The sequence below is a fragment of the Hymenobacter sp. 5317J-9 genome (genome assembly GCF_022921075.1).
Lineage (GTDB): Bacteria > Bacteroidota > Bacteroidia > Cytophagales > Hymenobacteraceae > Hymenobacter.
In genome coordinates this window covers 3,282,061-3,298,526 of record NZ_CP095050.1, presented here as the reverse complement: position 1 = coordinate 3,298,526, position 16,466 = coordinate 3,282,061, and the positions used below count along the sequence as shown (strand labels likewise).

Below are 16,466 nucleotides of genomic sequence, written 5' to 3'. Positions count from 1 at the left end.
AAGAGGGGTAGTCAGGAAACGAAATATAGCGCCCCTTTCATCTCGTTCGCCCTTCAACCGGTCGGACCGCCTAGGGCGGTCGGACCGGAGCACGCGGCTCGTCCGGTAACTTCACGTCCCCAATCCCGGTTTCTCGCCCATGCTCCGACACTTCCGCCCGCGCCTCGCAGCCCTGCTACTGCTCACTGTTAACTGCTCACTGTTAACTGAAACGAAGGCCCAAACGCCCAAAACCTACACCTCCTCCGAAATCCTGCTGGGCCTCAAGAAGCTCAACGTCCTCGGCTCGGTGATGTACATCGCCGCCCACCCCGACGACGAAAACACCCGCCTCATCGCCTACCTGGCCAACGAGCGCCTGCTCGAAACCAGCTACCTGAGCTGCACCCGCGGCGACGGCGGCCAGAACCTCATCGGCCCCGAGCTGCGCGAAGGCCTCGGCGTGATTCGCACGCAGGAGCTGCTCGCGGCCCGGCGGCTCGACGGCGGCCGGCAGTTCTTCACCCGCGCCAACGACTTCGGCTTCTCCAAAACTTCCGACGAAACCTTTCGCATCTGGGACAAGGAGCAGGTGCTCGCCGACATGGTGTGGGTCATCCGCCAGCGCCGGCCCGACGTGCTCATCACCCGCTTCCCGCCCGACGCCCGCGCCGGCCACGGCCACCACCAGGCCAGCGCCATCCTCGCCGCCGAAGCCTTCGACGCCGCCGGCGACCCCAAGCGCTTCCCCGAACAGCTCCAGTACGTGCAAGCCTGGCAGCCCAAGCGGCTATTCTGGAACACCGGCAGCTTCTTTGTGAAGCCCGGCGAAAACATGGACGGCTACCTCCGGCTCGATGCCGGCGGCTACAATCCCCTGCTGGGCCAGAGCTACGGCGAAATCGCGGCCCGCAGCCGCAGCAACCACCGCAGCCAGGGCTTCGGCTCGGCCGCCCAGCGGGGCGAGGCGCTGGAGTATTTCCAGCCCGTGAAAGGCGACAAAGCCACCAAAGACCTGTTCGAAGGCGTGGACCAAACCTGGAACCGGGTGCCCGGCGGCGCGGCCGTGGGCAAGCTCATCGAGGAGGTGATTCGCAAGTACGACCCGAGCAACCCCAGCGCCAGCGTGGCGGGGCTGCTGAAGGTGCGGGCGGCAATACAGCGCGTTCCCATCAAGCAAGGTGATGATACCCGACGCTGGTCGGCTGATTATGTATCTGAGAAATTTGAAGAAGTAAATACACTGATTCAGGCAGCGTCAGGAATCTATGTAGGTGCGACAGCATCTGAAGCTACTGCCACGTCAGGGCAAACTCTACCTGTCAATGTTGAAATTGTTTGTCGTGGAGCAGGGACCAAAGTTGTGTTGGGTTCCATTTCATCGGAGGACTATAGCGGTAAAAACGGTGCTTTGAATAAGGAACTCAAGAAGGGTATTGCCGTGAATGAAAAGCTTGAGCTTCCCCTAGCGACTACTGTATCAGTATCACAGCCATATTGGCTACGCAAACTTGGCACTGTGGGCATGTATCAAGTGCCAGACACTATCAGCACGAGGCGCTATTATCCCGGATGCAAAGGACCAATTGTAATAACCCGCCAGCAGATTATTGGACAGCCAGAGAATCCGCCAGCGGTAGCAGTGGACTGCGAATTTCAAGTCAACGGTGAACCACTAACTATTACCGTCCCCGTCCAATACAAGCACACCGACCCCGTGCTGGGCGAATTATACCAGCCGCTGGCCGTGGTGCCGCCCGTGTTGGTGAATCTGCCGCCGGCCCGTTCCTATATTTTCACCAATCTACAGGCCCAGGTAAGTGGTGGCTTCGGACAAACAGTGCCAGTGACATTGCGCGCCGGCCGAGCCGGGGTAAGCGGGAGCGTGGCCTTGCAAGTGCCGGCCGGTTGGCGGGTCACGCCCGCCACGATTCCTTTCAGTTTGACGAATAAAGACGAGGAGCGAACAGTATCCTTTAAAATTTCTCCGACTACGACCACTGAAGGCAAAGCAGAATTGCGCGCCGTGGCAACGGTTGACGGTCAAACGTACACCCGCGGCATCCAGAAAATTGAGTACCCGCACATCCCCACGCAGTTCCTCTTCCCCGAAGCCGTGGCCCCACTGGTGAAGCTCGACCTGAAGCGGCGCGGCCAGAACGTGGCCTACCTCATGGGCGCCGGCGACGAAGTGCCCGACGCCCTGCGCCAAATCGGCTACACCGTCACCCTGCTCAAGCCCGAGGAAATCACCGCCGCCCGCCTCAAGGAATTCGATGCCCTGGTCGTGGGCATCCGCGCCTACAACACCGTCGATGCCCTGAAAACCAAGCATCCCGAAATCCTCCAATACATCGAAGCCGGCGGCAACGTAGTCGTACAATACGTAGTGAACCGCGGCACCGTACTGCCCGAAATCGGCCCCTACCCGATGACGCTTTCCTCCGACCGCGTGACCGTGGAAGACGCCCCCGTGACCCTCACGAAGCACCAGCTGCTGGCCGCCCCCAACAAAATCACCGCCGACGATTTTAAAGGCTGGGTGCAGGAGCAGGGCCTCTATTACCCATCGAAATGGGACCCGAAATACCAGACCGTCATTTCGAGCAGCGACCCCGGCGAAGCGGCGAAGGAAAGCGCCATTCTGGTGACGGATTACGGCAAAGGGCACTACATCTACACGGGCTTGTCGCTGTTCCGGGAACTGCCGGCCGGCGTGCCGGGCGCCTACCGGCTGATTACGAACATGATTTCCTACGGGAAGGAAGTGGCGCAGTAAGGTTCGTTCCTACGGGCGCCTCACCCCCCGGCCCCCTCTCCTCAGGGAGAGGGGGAGCCTGATGATTTTCCATTTTAAATTTAACGTTACCTCCGCCTCGGCTCCCCCTCTCCCTGAGGAGAGGGGGCCGGGGGGTGAGGCGAACGTCCGCACATGCTTACAGTAGAAAAAATCGGCGGCACCTCGATGACCGCCTTCGCCGACGTCCTCGACAACATCATCTTCCACGGCCGGCAGGGCGCGGCGCTGTACAACCGCATTTTCGTGGTGTCGGCCTACGCCAACGTCACCAACTGGCTGCTCGAAAACAAGAAAACCGGCGCGCCCGGCGTGTATCACCGCATCAGCCAGCACCAGGAGTTTCGGGCGGCGCTGCAGGACGTGGCCGCCAAGCTGCAGGAGCTGAATAAGAACTACGAGCCCCTGGGCCTCAACCTGGCCGTGGCCGACGCCTTCATTCAGCAGCGCATCGACCAGGCCCAAACCTACCTCGACAGCCTAGTGAACGTGCTGGCCTCCGGCTACGTCAACAGTGCCAACATCCTGCAGGCGGCCCGCGAAATCTTGGCTTCAATAGGGGAGGCGCACTCGGCCTTCAACTCCGTCAACATCCTGCAAAACCTCGGCGTGAACGCCACCCTCGTCGACCTCAGCGGCTTCGACGACGCGCAGGCCCTCACCATCGATGAGCGCATCAAGCAGGCCTTTGCCAACATCGATTTCGCCACCACCATTTGCATCGCCACTGGCTACACCAAGGGCACGGAGGGCATCATGCGCGAGTTCGACCGCGGCTATTCGGAAGTCACTTTCAGCAAGATTGCCGTGGCCGTGCGGCCGCAGGAGGCCATTATTCACAAGGAGTACCACCTCTGCTCCGCCGACCCCAACCTCGTGGGCGTGGACCACTGCCGCCCCGTGGGCTTCACCAACTACGACGTGGCCGACCAGTTGGCCGACGTGGGCATGGAGGCCATTCACCCCAAAGCCTCGAAGCCGCTGGAGATAAACGCCATCGACCTGCGCATCAAAAACACCTTCGAGCCCGCGCACCCCGGCACGCTCATCACGCGCGACTTCGTGAGCCCCGACAAGCACATCGAAGTCATCACCGGCACCGACAAAGTGGTGATGATTGACATCCACGACCCGCTGATGGTGGGCACCGCCGGCTTCGACCTGCACCTGATGCAGGTGTTCTACGACCTCGACGTGAGCTACATCTTCAAAGCCACCAGCGCCAACAGCATCTCGGTGCTGGTGTGGGCCAAGGATTTGAAGCCCGCGCTCACGGCCGAGCTGCAAGCCAAATACGAGCAAGTCACCATCGAAGAAGCTGCGCTGGTTTGCCTCATCGGCTCCAACATCGACGAGCCCGGCCTGCTGGCCCGCGCCGCCGGCGCCCTGGCCGAGGCCGGCATCAACATCCGCAGTGCCGGCTTTGCCCTGCGCAAGGTCAACATCCAGTTCATAGTAGGCCGCGAGGAATACCGGCCCGCCATCGTGGCGCTGAACCAAGCCGTCGGGTAAGCACGTAGCGTGGACTCTGCGAGTCCGCGCATGGGCAGGCTTTCGTTCACGAAGGCGCGGACTCGCAGAGTCCGCGCTACGTATTGCATTTATGACGCTCCGCCAGTTCCTCGTCTTCACCGCCGTCACGCTGCCGGCCTGCGCCCTGCTCATCCTGTTTTTCGACCACCCGCTGGCCGCCTTCATCCACGCATCCTCTGCCGGAGCGGTGCCTTTTTTTGCCGCCCTCACCACCGGGGCCGATGCTGTGCACGAGGCGCTGATGAGCCATGTAGCCGGCCTGCCCATCATCTTTCTGGCGCTGGGGCTGGCCTTCGCCGTGGGCCGCTACGGGCTGAAGCGCCGGGGCGCCACCCTGTTTTTGGTGCTGCTGCTCACCCACGAGTTCAGCATGGTGCTGGCCAGGGCGCTGAAGGGCTCGGTGCAGCGCCTGCGGCCCGAGGTGCAATTTGCCAAGGCGTATGTGGGCACGGGCCTGTGGTCGCCCGGCCCGCACAACGACTCGTTTCCGTCGTACCACACGGCGGTGTATTTCAGTCTGTTTTTGCCGCTGGCGGTGGCGTTTCCACGTTGGCGGGTGCCACTGCTGGTGCTGCCGGGGCTCATCGGGCTGGGCCGCCTGGTGCTGGGCGCCCACTATCTGAGCGACGTATGGGCCTCGCTGTGGCTGGTGGTGACGTGCACGTTCCTGTTTGGGCTTTTGGATAAGCCGCGTGAGGGTCTAGAGACGCAACACGTTGCGTCTCCTCATTGAACGAAATCGTTCAACGTCCCTGCCGCAAGCCGTTCAACGAGGAGACGCAAAATATTGTGTCTCTACATCCCAGCGGGGCCGTTTCCCGTTCACGGGGCCAAGGCACGTGCCGGTCTACGCTTTTTCATGAGAAACCCTTTCTTCCTCAAGGCCGTGCTGGCCTTCGCCATCACGTTGCAGCTGGCTGGTTGCGCCACCACGAAAATCACGCCCGACCCCAAGCTGGTGGTGCTGGGGCACGCCGGCTCCGGTTTTTTCACGCCCATCAGCCCCTTCAATTTCCGGCCGCCCAGCAGCTGGCGGGGCATCCGGCGGGCCTTGCTGCGGGGCGCCGACGGCGTCGAAATTGACCTGCAGCTCAGCAAAGACAGCGTGGTGATGCTCTACCACGACCAGAAGCTCGACAACAGCGGCATGGGCACCGGCTGCATCAGCCAGCACGCCGCCGCCGAGCTGACGCAGCTGCGCTACCGCGGCGGCTGGCCCTACGACTGGTTCCAGAAGGAGAAGCCCATCACCTTCGACACCCTGCTGGCCCGCCTCAACCGGCGCCCCACCTTCCCCCGCCTGCACCTCGACCTGCACGAAGACGACCAGTGCCTGCCCGCCGGCCAGCAGCACGCCCGCACGCCGCTGCTCATCCGCCAGATTGCCCGCAGCCTCGCCCGCTACCGCGTGGCGCCACAAAAAGTCCTGCTCATCACCCAGGAAAGCGGCACTATCCCGCTAGTCCGCGCCGCCATGCCCAAGGTCCCCATCGGCCTGGAAATCGCCTCCGATGAGTTTGCCTTTGGCCTGAAACTGGCGCGCACCCAAAAGCTGCACACCGTGGTGCTCGACGCCGACCGCGTGACCCCGGAACAAACCGCCCAGGCCCGCGCCGCCGGCCTCGGCGTGGTGGTGTTCGGCGGCCGCTCGCCCAAAGACATCAAGCGGGTGCTGGCCACCCAGCCCAACGAAATCGAAGTCGACAACCTCAAGCGGCTGCTCATTTTGCAGGGGCGGCGGAAGTAGGGCGACTGCAAAGCCCACCCCATTCATTGTTGTGCAGGAAACCAACCGCCACACCCCTTCGCCGTTCCCGCCCACGCCGCATTTTGCCGTTCTGGACGGCCTGCGCGGCATCGCCGCGCTCGCGGTGGTTGTATACCACTTCATGGAAATTGTGGTGCCCGATTACGAAAAGCTGTTCATCGCCCATGCCTACCTGGCCGTTGACTTCTTTTTCTGCCTCTCCGGCTTCGTCATTGCCTGCGCCTACGACGCCCGCCTGGGCAGCATGGGCGTACTGGGCTTTTTGCGGCGGCGGCTGATTCGCCTGCATCCGTTGGTGCTGGTGGGGTCGGTACTTGGCCTGCTGACCTTTCTCTTCGACCCCTTCATCAACCTGTACGCCACCTATGGCAGCCAGACCTGGCAGCTGTTCGTGGCTTCGTGCCTGCTGATTCCTTATCCCGTGGTGTCCGAGCGCACGTTCAACCTCTTTCCGCTCAACGCGCCCACCTGGTCGCTGTTCTGGGAATACCTGGCCAACGTCGCTTATGCGCTCTTGCTGATGCGGTTGCGCCCCGGAGGCTTGCGTCTGCTCACGCTGCTGGCCGCCGCCGCGTTGGTTTACCAGGCGTATCTGGTCCCAAACCTGAGCATCGGCTGGGGCCTCGATACGTTTTGGGGCGGGGGCGCGCGCGTCAGCTACTCGTTCCTGATGGGCATGGTGCTGTACCGGTCCCGCTGGATTGTGCCCACGCGCCTCGGGTTCGTGGGCGTGGGGGCCCTGTTGGTGGCGGGCCTTCTGTTTCCGTACTACAATGAGCTAACCCGCCTCACGGATTTGCTGACGGTGCTCATCTATTTTCCGCTACTCGTAGCACTGGGCGCCGGCGCCCACCTGGCCCCGCGGCTGGCCGGGCCCTGCCGCTGGCTCGGGGAGCTTTCCTATCCGCTGTACATGGTGCACTACCCCTTTGTGTGGGTATTTCTGAGCTACGACGGCACGCAAAAACCATCCACGACTACGTTGGCCTGGCTGGTGCCCGGCGCCACGCTGGCATTGGTCGGACTGGCCTACCTGATTCTGGTGCTGGTGGACGCCCCGCTTCGCCGTTACTTGAGCAGTCATGCATAAGTAAAAGAATAAAACAGAACGTCATGCTGAGCGCAGTCGAAGCATCTCTACCGCAATGGCATTCTTCCCAATTGAATTACGTTGCGCGGTAGAGATGCTTCGACTGCGGCTGCGCCTCCGCTCAGCATGACCGCCTTTTTTGCTACGGTTACTTTTACTTGACTACTTGAGTGCCAGTCAGCACAGGCCACTCCTTTGCAGTTCCTGCTTCTGCCAGAAGCCAACAAAAAGCCCCGACTCAATGCAGAGCCGGGGCTTTCTACTTCTAATGGGTTTTGCGTCTTGCCGGAAGGATTAGCTGCGCTGACCCTCGCCTGCTGCGCTCACAATGTCGAGAGGCTTATTTGCCGCCCTTCTTGGCCTTGGCCATCAGGTCCTCGTTCATTTTTACGTACTCGCCGTTCGGCGGCGTGGCAGCCAGGGCCGCTTTCTTGGAGGCTTCGGCGGCTTTGGTGGCGCCGGCGTAGTCCTTCATTTTCAGGCGGATTTTGGCTTCCGTGTTCAGGTTCCAGTACTTGGTGGGCTCGGCGGCGTTGGCCTTTTCCATCCAGGCCAAGGCCTGCTTCAGGTCTTTGTTGTTGTCGTAGTAATACACGGCGGCCGCGGCGAGGTCGGCAGGAGCAGGGCTGGCGTTTTTGGTGATTTTCTCGTCAATTTGGGCCATCACCTTGCTGTCCACGTCGGCGGTCACTTTGAATTTGGCGCCGGTGCTTTCCCACTCCATGGCCACGTTGGCGGTGGCGGGCGTCAGGTCGGTGAATTCAATGGTGAAGGTTTCGACCTTGCTGCTCAGCTTGTAGGGCTTGATGGTGAAGCGGGCCACGTCCTGGTCGTCCTTGAAACCGTCCACGTCGGCGCCTTGCTTGAGGCTTTTGTTCAGCACCACGGTCCACTCGTTGGGGCGCGGCACGGTGTAGATGCCGTACTCGCCGGCGGGCACCTTCTTGCCCTCAATCATCACATCGTCCGAAAACTTGATGCTGGTGGTACCGTTGGCACCCGTGCGCCAGCGCTTGCCGTTGGGTACCAGCGAGTTGTCGCTGCCGAAAATGCTGCGGCCCTTGGCGCTGGGGCGCGAGTACACGATGGTGATGTCGGTGAGACCCACGCGCTGCGTGATGGTGCTCTGGGGGCTGGCGGCGGGCGTACGGATTTGGGCCTGAGCAGCCGGGGTGGCCAACAGGGTGGCCGCGGCTACTACAGCGACGGAGAAACTTGCGAAGTGCTTGCTCATCAGGTAAGGAAAGCGTGAGGGGGTGAGTGTGGGGCCAAAAATACGAAACCCGCGCTTGGGGCGCGGGTTTTCGTGAATTCTGAACCAACGTTATTCGGTTTTCAACGATTGGAACTGAGTTGCCAAATCGAATCGATTAATACCACGGGCTTGCAGCAAATCAGTTAAACGGTAAACTTCGGGCATTTTGACCTCTGGGGTAATCCTAAGCGCGATGTAAACAGGACGGTGTAGCAATGTTTCGGAAGCATCTTTCGCCGCACTGATGCACTCCATCAATTCTGCCTCACTAAGAGGAGTAAAGGTGTTTGACTGGTATGCTCTATTACGCTGCCGAACTGGCATTGCCAGATATGCATCTATGCTCTCCACATTTGTGTCTAAGTAAGGCAGGGTTGCAAGCTCAGTCAGTTGAGCCGCCGTAAGCCTAACGTGGTGATGCAAGGCGACGGTTTTAATAGCTGCGGTTTGAATGGTCTGAGACGTAACAGCGAATGCCAACTGTTTTTTGCCATTGAGGCTGATAATGGCCCGAGGGTCATCGGGGAGTTTACAATACCAGGTAGACGAGGTCGGCAGTTGTTCCGTCGCTACGGCTTCATCTGTTGGGTTTTGAAAGCGGCCTAGCAAAAAGAAGCCAACAGTCAAGAGCATAATTCCCGAAAACGGAGCTATGTCGGGCAATGAAATACCGCGTTTGTCAGCTGCGGTCACTCTTGATTTTATAGCTGCCATATTCTCAAATAACAAAGCCCTTGCTTCGCTAAAGTTAACGAAGCAAGGGTCTTAATCGTGTGTTACTTAACCTGACGCTACGTCAACTCAAACTGCAGCCGCAGTAAATTGGCATATAGCCCGCCCTCCCGTTCGCTCAATTCCTCGTGCGAGCCGGCTTCCACAATGCGGCCGCCGTCAATCACGAGAATCTTGTCCACCTTCCGAATAGTGGAAAGGCGGTGCGCGATGATAAGGCTCGTGCGGCTCTGCATCAACTCATCCAGGGCCCCTTGCACTAATTTTTCGCTTTCGCTGTCGAGCGAGGAGGTGGCTTCGTCCAAAATCAAAATGGCGGGGTTTTTCAGGATGGCGCGGGCAATGGCCACGCGCTGGCGCTGCCCGCCCGAGAGCTTGATGCCCCGGTCGCCCACCACCGTATCCAGCGCCTCGGGGAAAGCCTGGATGAACTGCCAGGCGTTGGCCCGCTCGGCGGCTTCGATGATTTCGTCGTCGGAAGCATCGGGCTTGCCGTAGGCAATGTTTTCGCGAATGGTGCCGCCGAACAGCAGCGTTTCCTGCGGCACAATGCCGATGTGGCGGCGCAGGGCGGTGAGGTCGTACTCGGCCACGTCGTGCCCATCGACGATGATGCGGCCGCCGCTGAGCGGGTAAAACTGCATCAGCAGGCCGGCGATGGTGCTTTTGCCCGCGCCGCTGGGGCCGACTAGGGCAATTTTTTCGCCCGCCGCAATGTGGAAATCAATGTCTTTCAGCACCGGCACGTCGGGCCGGGTGGGGTAGCGGAACGCCACGTGCTCGTAGCGAATGTCGCCGTGCAGGCGGGTCGGCACGAGGCCGACGGGCGGGTCGATGTGCGTGGGCTCGGGCGTTTCGTCCAAGATTTCGAGAATGCGCTCGGACGCGCCCAACGTGCTCTGAATCTTGCCGTACATCTCACCCAGCCCTGCAATGGAGGCGCCAATGAAGACCGTAAACAGCAGGAACGTGAGCAGCTGGCTTACTTCGAGGTGGTCGGGGCCAGGGTAATATACCAGCGTGGCGGCGCGCCACAGAATGAGGATGATGCCCCCGGTAAGGCCGATAATGACAAACGACACAAAGCCGCCGCGGAACAAATTGCTCTTCAGGGCCACGCGCACGGCGCGGTTAAGGGCCGTGCCGTAGCGCTGCGTCTCAAACCGCTCGTTGGTGAAAGCTTTCACCGAGTTGATGGCCTGCAGGGTTTCCTCCACAATGGTGTTGGTAGCGGCCAACTCCTGCTGGGTGTTGCGGGCCAGCACCCGGATTTTGCGCCCGAAAACGCCGGCCGCCAGAATGATGGGCGGAAACGTGAGCAGCATAAACAGCGACAGCTTCGGCGACACGATGAGAATGGCCGTGATGCCGATAATCAGCGTGAACACCTGCCGAAACAGCTCGGCAATGGTGAGCGAAAACGTGTCCTGAATCTGGCCCACGTCGGTGGTGATGCGCGAGGTGATGGCCCCGACGCGGTTTTGCTCGAAAAAGGGGATGGGCAGCTGCACAAACTTGCCGTAGAGCGCCTGCCGAATGTCGCGCACCGTGAACTCGCTCACCTGGGTGAAAAACCAGATTCGCCCAAACGAAAAGAAGCCCTGACAGGTGATGATGGCGAACAGCAGCAGCGCAATGCCGTTGATGCTCAGCGAAAGCCGGTCAAGAATGACCACCGGCTTGTGGTTGGCTGCATCAATGAGCTTGCCGGCCAGCCACGGGAACACCATGAACGTGCTGCTGCTGAGTACCAGCATCAGCATGCCGACCAGAAACTTGCCGCGGTAGGGCAGCATGTAGCGGAAAATCCGCAGGCTGCGCTTGAGCGACTCCTTGTTTACTTTCGGTTTGGGCAGGTCGGCGGTCACGTCGCTGCCACTGGTATTTAATCCACTTCTGGCCATCAGGCGGGGGTAATGTTAACTAACTATCGAACACGGCAAATACGGCAGCCTGGCGTGAGGCCACGATGAAGCGCTGCAGAACCGCCGCAATTCCGCCTTATCTCACGCGCCGCACACCGGCGGGCGAGGGCCGGTTGTTCATTTCAATTTTCATGTTGCCCGCGCCGCCGAAGGGCACCGGCAGCTGAATGAGCACCGGCACCGGCCGGCCCTTGCGCATGGCCGGCTGCCAGCCCGTGAGCAGGGGCACCACGCGCAGAGCCTCGGCGTCGCACTCGGGCGAGAGCGACTTAGCCACCACCGGGTTGGTCACGGAGCCGTCGGCGTTCACCGTGGCCGTCACCAGCACGATGCCGCTAAGGGCTTTGACGCGCGCGGCTTCCGGATATTTTATGTTTTCGAGAAAAAACAGGCCCAGGGCCTGCTCGCCGCCGGGGTACACGGGCGCGCGGTCGGGGCGGTTGGCGGCCGAATGGGCCTGCACCTGCATGTTGTCGGCCTTGAGGATGATGGGCTGCTGCGCAGCGCCGGGCGTGGCCGCGGGCGCTTGGGCCCGCGCCGCCGAGGCCGCCGACCCCACAGCCAAAATCGTCAAAAGAATAGTTTTCGTCATGGGAAGTTAAACCGCGGTTTGGGCGGCGGGGTTCACCGCCGCTGGCCGGGAAATGGCCAGCAGGCCCAGGTAGATAAGCGCGCCGTTGAGGAGCAGGATTTCAAAGCCGAACTTGTAGCCGTTGAGCCACTCCACCGAGTGCGACACGATGAGCCAAGTCAGGCCCACGCCCGCCACGCACACGGGCAGCACCAGCTGGTCGCGCAGGCGGCGGCCGGTGAGAATGCCAAAGGCAAACAGCCCCAGCAGCGGGCCGTAGGTGAAGCCGGCGGCCTTGTACACGGCATCAATGAGGCTCTGGTTGTTGTAGGCCCGGAAGATGAGGATGATGATAATCAGGACCACCGACCAGCCCAGGTGGGTGAGCTGGCGCAGGCGCGTCTGGCGGGCTTCCGGGTACTTCTTGATGTCGAGAAAATCGACGCAGAAAGAAGTGGTGAGGGAAGTAAGAGCCGAGTCGGCCGAGGCGTAGGTGACGGCGATGATGCCCAGAATGAAGATGATGCCCGCAACGATGGAAAACTGCGTGGTGGCCAGGTAGGGGAACACCTTGTCGGTGTTCAGCGAGCCGTTGAGGTTGAGCAGCTGGGGCAGCTGCTCCAGTTTCAGGCCGCGGGCAGTGGCGTATTGGTACATCAGCACGCCCAGGGTCAGGAATAGAATGTTGACGCATACAATGACGGGCGTGAACCAGAACAGGTTCTTCTGGGCTTCGCCGAGGCTGCGGCAGCTCAGGTTCTTCTGCATCAGGTCCTGGTCGAGGCCGGTCATCACGATGGTGATGAACATGCCCGAGGCGAACTGCTTCCAGAAGAACTTGTCGTCGCGCACGTCGGAGAAATACACCTGTGACATCGGGCTGGCCTTCACCGCCGAGATGAGTTTGGCGAAGGAATAATTCAGGGCATCGGCCATGAAATAGATGCTCAGCGCCACGCAGCTCAGCATGGCCAGCGTCTGAAAAGTGTCGGTCCAGAGAATGGTTTTGAGGCCGCCCTTAAAGGTGTAGAGATAGATGAACAGAATGCTCACCACCACCGTCACGGCGAAGGGCACGCCCATGGCATCGAACACCGCCAGCTGCAGCACGCCCGCCACCAGGTACAGCCGCAGGGCCGAGCCTAGGGAGCGCGAAATCAGAAAAAACAGTGCCCCGGTCTTGTAGCTCCAGTAGCCAAACCGCTCATCCAGATACGAATAGATGCTCACCAGCCGCAGCCGGTAGTACAGCGGCATCAGCACCAGCCCAATCACAACGTAGCCGGCCACAAAACCCAGGGCCACGGCCAAATAGCTCCAGCTTTTGCCGTACACGTTGCCCGGCACCGAAATAAAGGTGACGCCCGAAAGCGAGGTGCCAATCATGGCAAAGGCCACCATGTACCACGGGGCGTTGCGGTTGGCCACAAAGAAGCTTTCGCTGGTAGCCCCCCGCGACGTGAGGATGGCAATGATGATGAGAACCGCGAAGTAGCCCGCTACGAGGCTTAGGACGAGAGTTGGCGACATGTGGTGGGAATAGGGCAGGAGGGTATGGTGGTAGGAGGGAAAGAGTTTGTAAAGGGAATTAGCGACAAAGGTCGTTAGAATAACTCCTACCCACCTACCCCCGCATCCTCCTGCCCTAAAATCATTCCCAGTCCTGCCAGCGCAGCACCTCGCCCACTGCGGGCGCGTGTAGCTCGCCGCGCAACATGCCGCCCGCCGCCACTTCCGTGAGCTGGCGCAAGGGCTCGGAGGCGGGCTCGTCGGACAGGTCGAAGGTGCCGTGGTGCATGGGCACCACGTGGCCGGCCCGCAGCACGTTCACGGCTTTGGCGGCCTCGTGCGGGTTCACGTGGCTTTTGGCCATCATGTAGGCGGGCTTGTAAGCACCGATGGGCATCAGGGCAATGTCGACGGGGCCGAAGCGGACCTCAATGGCCTCGAAATGGTCGGCGTAGGCCGTGTCGCCGGCAAAGTAGATGAGCTTATCAGCCACCCGAATCAGGAAGCTGCCCCACAGCACCTCGTTCAGGTCGGCCAGCCCGCGGCGGTGCCAGTGAGCGGCCGGCAGGTAGGTGATTTCCAGCGGGGAGTTCGGCCCCAAGTCGTACTGTTGCCACCAGCCGGCTTCCTGCACCGTGAGGCTGCGGGCCATGCCGCGTAGCAGCGGCCCCATGCGCAGCGACGACAGCACCTGCATCTGCGGGTTTTGCGCCGCCAGCAGCTTGATGGATTTCTCGTCCAGGTGGTCGCGGTGGCCGTGCGAGAGCAGCAGGTAGTCGATGCTGCGAATGGCTTCGGGCGGGCAGGGGAGGGCGTGCCGGTGCCGCAGGCCCAATGAGCTGTACAGCACGGGGTCGAAGAGCAGCGTGACGCCCGCCGCGCGCAGCAAAAAGCAGGAGTGGCCCAGCCACACCAGCATGTCGTCGGTGGAGGAAAACGCGGCCGTGCAGTCCACCACGGCGGGCGCCCAGGTGTCGGCTTTCTTTTCCGCCTTTTGGGGATTGGCTTCAAGCTGCCACTTCAGCACCGTGGCAAAGCTGGGTTCAAACAGCTCTTCACCGTTGGCAAACTCGTTGCCAAACAGCTTATTGCCAGGATAGCCCGGCCGCACGGTGGGCAGGGCGTCGTTGCGAAGGAAGGAGATGCGCTTGGCCATGTTGCGGAAGTACGAAAATTGCCCGACTACCCTGACTTAATTACAAAGCAGACCGTCATGCTGAGCTTGTCGAAGCATCTCTACCGCCGCAGTAATGGGTTTACTATTGCGGTAGAGATGCTTCGACAAGCTCAGCATGACGGTCTTTGTTGTCCCAAACTTCAACGCTTAGTTCGAGGCCTGGCTGGCCAGCCAGGCTTCGCGCAGGGCCTTTTGAGCGGGTGAGTACACCATTTTCTCCACCGCGTCTACGGATTTTACCTGCACGTTGGGGTCTTCGCCGAGAATAAGTTGCGTGGTGCGCTCCACGCCGCCGCGGGTTTTCACTTTCACAAACACCACGTCGCTGGGCGAGTGCTTGCGCAGCACGCCGTCGAGGTCGCCGGGGCTTTTCAGCTCCTTGCCGTCCAGCACCACCAGCTGGTCGCCGCGGTCGATGCCGGCCTTGTAGAGGCCCGAGCCAATCTGGGTATTATAGGCCACAATGCAGCGGCCTTCGTCGTCGAAGTCTACCTGCCGGGGCAGGGCCGCGCCCAGCACCCGCGTCGGAATCACGGCCAGGCCGGCCACCAGCAGGTTTTCGCTGAAACGGGGCATCTCGCGGCCGTAGATGTACTGGCGGAAGAAGCGCCCGGCAAACACCGTGTCCTTGCTCACCTCGCCCACCACGCGCTGCACGTCGCGGATGGTGTAGGGCTTGGCCGGGGCGTAGTTGCTTTGCTTCGAGCCAAACTCCTGCCACAGCGCCTGCATCACCTTGTCGAGCGAGGTGCGGTGGAACTGCCGCAGCTGCATGTCGAGCACCAGGGCAATGCCGGCGCCCTGGGTGTAGTACGACAGCGTGGTGTTCACCGTATTCATGGGCGTGGCGCTGCCCGAGCCGTCGGTGAACGCCGCCTGTCGGCTCATGTCGATGGCCGAAGCGTAGCGGGCGCCGGGGCTGTTCTGGCGCTGGTTCACCCAGCCGCTGATGTCGTCGAAAAACTCCTCGTCCTCAATCAGCTTGGCGCGGCGCAGGGCCAGGCGGCCGTAGTACTGCGTGAAGCCTTCGGCCAGCCACAGCATGTCGCTCATGTTCACGCGCTGGAAGTCGAAGGGTTCCAGGTCGCGGGGGCGCAGGCGCTCCACGTTCCAGGAGTGAAAAAATTCGTGGGCCACCGTGCCCAGGTTGCGGGTGCCGTCTTCCTCGCGCAGGGCCCGCGGGCTGGTGAGCGAGGTGGAGTTGCGGTGCTCCATGCCGTCAGAGGTGGCCTGGCTCAGGTAATCGGCAATAAAAGTGTAGCGCCCGAAGTCGAACTTCGGCAGCTCGCCGAAAATGGCTTTTTCCTCTTTCACCACCTTCTGCACCTTCCGGGCGTATGCATCCAGCTCGGCCGACGTGCCCAAATACAGGGCCGCCAGCTCAATGGTCTGGTCACCCTCCTGCCAGCTGCGCACCTGCTGGGCGCCCAGCGACACAGGACTGTCCATGAGGTACTGCAGATTGGGGGCCGTAAACACGGTTTTGTCCTCGCCCGCCCGCAACTGAGTGGCCACTTTCCAACTGGCCGGCAGCTCAAACTTCACTTCGGCTGCCCGCTCTTCTAGGCCCGAGGCGTAGCACAGCGTGGCCGGCATGTTGAGGTGGGCGTGCTGCTGGTCGATGCCGGCAAAGGTGCCGTCGGTGAGGTCACCGTAGAGGGTATAGCTGAAAATTACCTTGCCGTCGGCGGCCGGCGTCACCTCCCAGCTATAAGGGTCGGGGCGATTGAGCGGCAGCGGGTGGTTGGCGCCGTCGGTGGCCACCACGTAATACACGTTTTTGGCGAAGTCGTGCAGTGCGTAGCGACCCGGCGAACTCCGCGCCATGCGCACGCGCAAGGGGCCCGCGGGCAGCCCGGCAAACGTGGCCGTCACCTTGGCCTCGTGGTGCACCGCGTTCGGAAACGACACCGTGTAGCGCACGGCCGGCCCGGGGGCACCCGTCTGGGCAGCGGCTTCGGATAGGCCCAGCGCAAGCAGGGCCAATAGCATAGGGGCGAAGTTTCTCATAGTAGAAATAATAGGTAAACAAGGTATGGGCCAGCCGGCCTGTGCCAAAGCACGTCACAAAGTTGCGGAAAATTTACAATAGAATAAGTGGTTTGACCCCGCGCAAGCTGATTAATAATG

12 protein-coding genes are annotated in these 16,466 nt (G+C 61.2%); 5 read left to right on the top strand and 7 right to left on the bottom strand.

What is annotated here, in order from left to right; genetic code table 11:
* The first annotated feature begins 139 nt into the window (after positions 1-139).
* From MUN81_RS14015 to MUN81_RS13995, 5 genes are all read left to right on the top strand, one after another.
* The gene (locus tag MUN81_RS14015) at positions 140-2,758 is read left to right on the top strand and encodes a PIG-L family deacetylase (RefSeq protein WP_245111332.1); all 2,619 of its coding nucleotides are present in this window, start codon (positions 140-142) and stop codon (positions 2,756-2,758) included.
* Between the two features lie 153 nt (positions 2,759-2,911).
* A complete protein-coding gene (locus MUN81_RS14010) occupies positions 2,912-4,288 on the top strand; it encodes an aspartate kinase (RefSeq protein WP_245111331.1) in 1,377 nt (458 codons plus the stop codon).
* 91 nt (positions 4,289-4,379) lie between these two features.
* The gene (locus tag MUN81_RS14005; RefSeq protein WP_245111329.1) at positions 4,380-5,042 is read left to right on the top strand and encodes a phosphatase PAP2 family protein; all 663 of its coding nucleotides are present in this window, start codon (positions 4,380-4,382) and stop codon (positions 5,040-5,042) included.
* A 126-nt stretch (positions 5,043-5,168) separates the two neighbouring features.
* A complete protein-coding gene (locus MUN81_RS14000) occupies positions 5,169-6,056 on the top strand; it encodes a glycerophosphodiester phosphodiesterase family protein (protein ID WP_245111327.1) in 888 nt (295 codons plus the stop codon).
* A 31-nt stretch (positions 6,057-6,087) separates the two neighbouring features.
* Positions 6,088-7,167 (top strand): acyltransferase, encoded by a 1,080-nt coding sequence (locus MUN81_RS13995; protein WP_245111325.1) that lies wholly within the window; start codon positions 6,088-6,090, stop codon positions 7,165-7,167.
* Positions 7,168-7,507: 340 nt separating this feature from the next.
* Here the strand turns inward: MUN81_RS13995 and MUN81_RS13990 are convergent, their stop codons facing one another.
* The 7 genes from MUN81_RS13990 to MUN81_RS13960 all read right to left on the bottom strand — a co-directional run bounded on the left by MUN81_RS13990 (position 7,508) and on the right by MUN81_RS13960 (position 16,346).
* The gene (locus MUN81_RS13990; protein ID WP_245111323.1) at positions 7,508-8,401 is read right to left on the bottom strand and encodes a DUF2911 domain-containing protein; all 894 of its coding nucleotides are present in this window, start codon (positions 8,399-8,401) and stop codon (positions 7,508-7,510) included.
* Positions 8,402-8,491: 90 nt separating this feature from the next.
* Positions 8,492-9,136, bottom strand: coding sequence for a biopolymer transporter ExbD (locus MUN81_RS13985; protein ID WP_245111322.1), 645 nt, complete (start codon positions 9,134-9,136; stop codon positions 8,492-8,494).
* A 77-nt stretch (positions 9,137-9,213) separates the two neighbouring features.
* Positions 9,214-11,058 (bottom strand): ABC transporter ATP-binding protein, encoded by a 1,845-nt coding sequence (locus tag MUN81_RS13980; RefSeq protein ID WP_245111320.1) that lies wholly within the window; start codon positions 11,056-11,058, stop codon positions 9,214-9,216.
* Positions 11,059-11,155: 97 nt separating this feature from the next.
* Positions 11,156-11,671, bottom strand: a complete 516-nt coding sequence (locus MUN81_RS13975; RefSeq protein WP_245111319.1) for an energy transducer TonB — start codon at positions 11,669-11,671, stop codon at positions 11,156-11,158.
* A 6-nt stretch (positions 11,672-11,677) separates the two neighbouring features.
* Entirely contained in the window at positions 11,678-13,180 is a 1,503-nt protein-coding gene (locus tag MUN81_RS13970; protein WP_245111317.1) for a sodium:solute symporter, read from the bottom strand.
* 121 nt (positions 13,181-13,301) lie between these two features.
* On the bottom strand, positions 13,302-14,315 hold the full coding sequence (locus MUN81_RS13965; protein ID WP_245111316.1) for an MBL fold metallo-hydrolase: 1,014 nt from the start codon (positions 14,313-14,315) through the stop codon (positions 13,302-13,304).
* A 168-nt stretch (positions 14,316-14,483) separates the two neighbouring features.
* On the bottom strand, positions 14,484-16,346 hold the full coding sequence (locus MUN81_RS13960) for a M61 family peptidase (RefSeq protein WP_245111314.1): 1,863 nt from the start codon (positions 16,344-16,346) through the stop codon (positions 14,484-14,486).
* Positions 16,347-16,466: the final 120 nt, after the last annotated feature.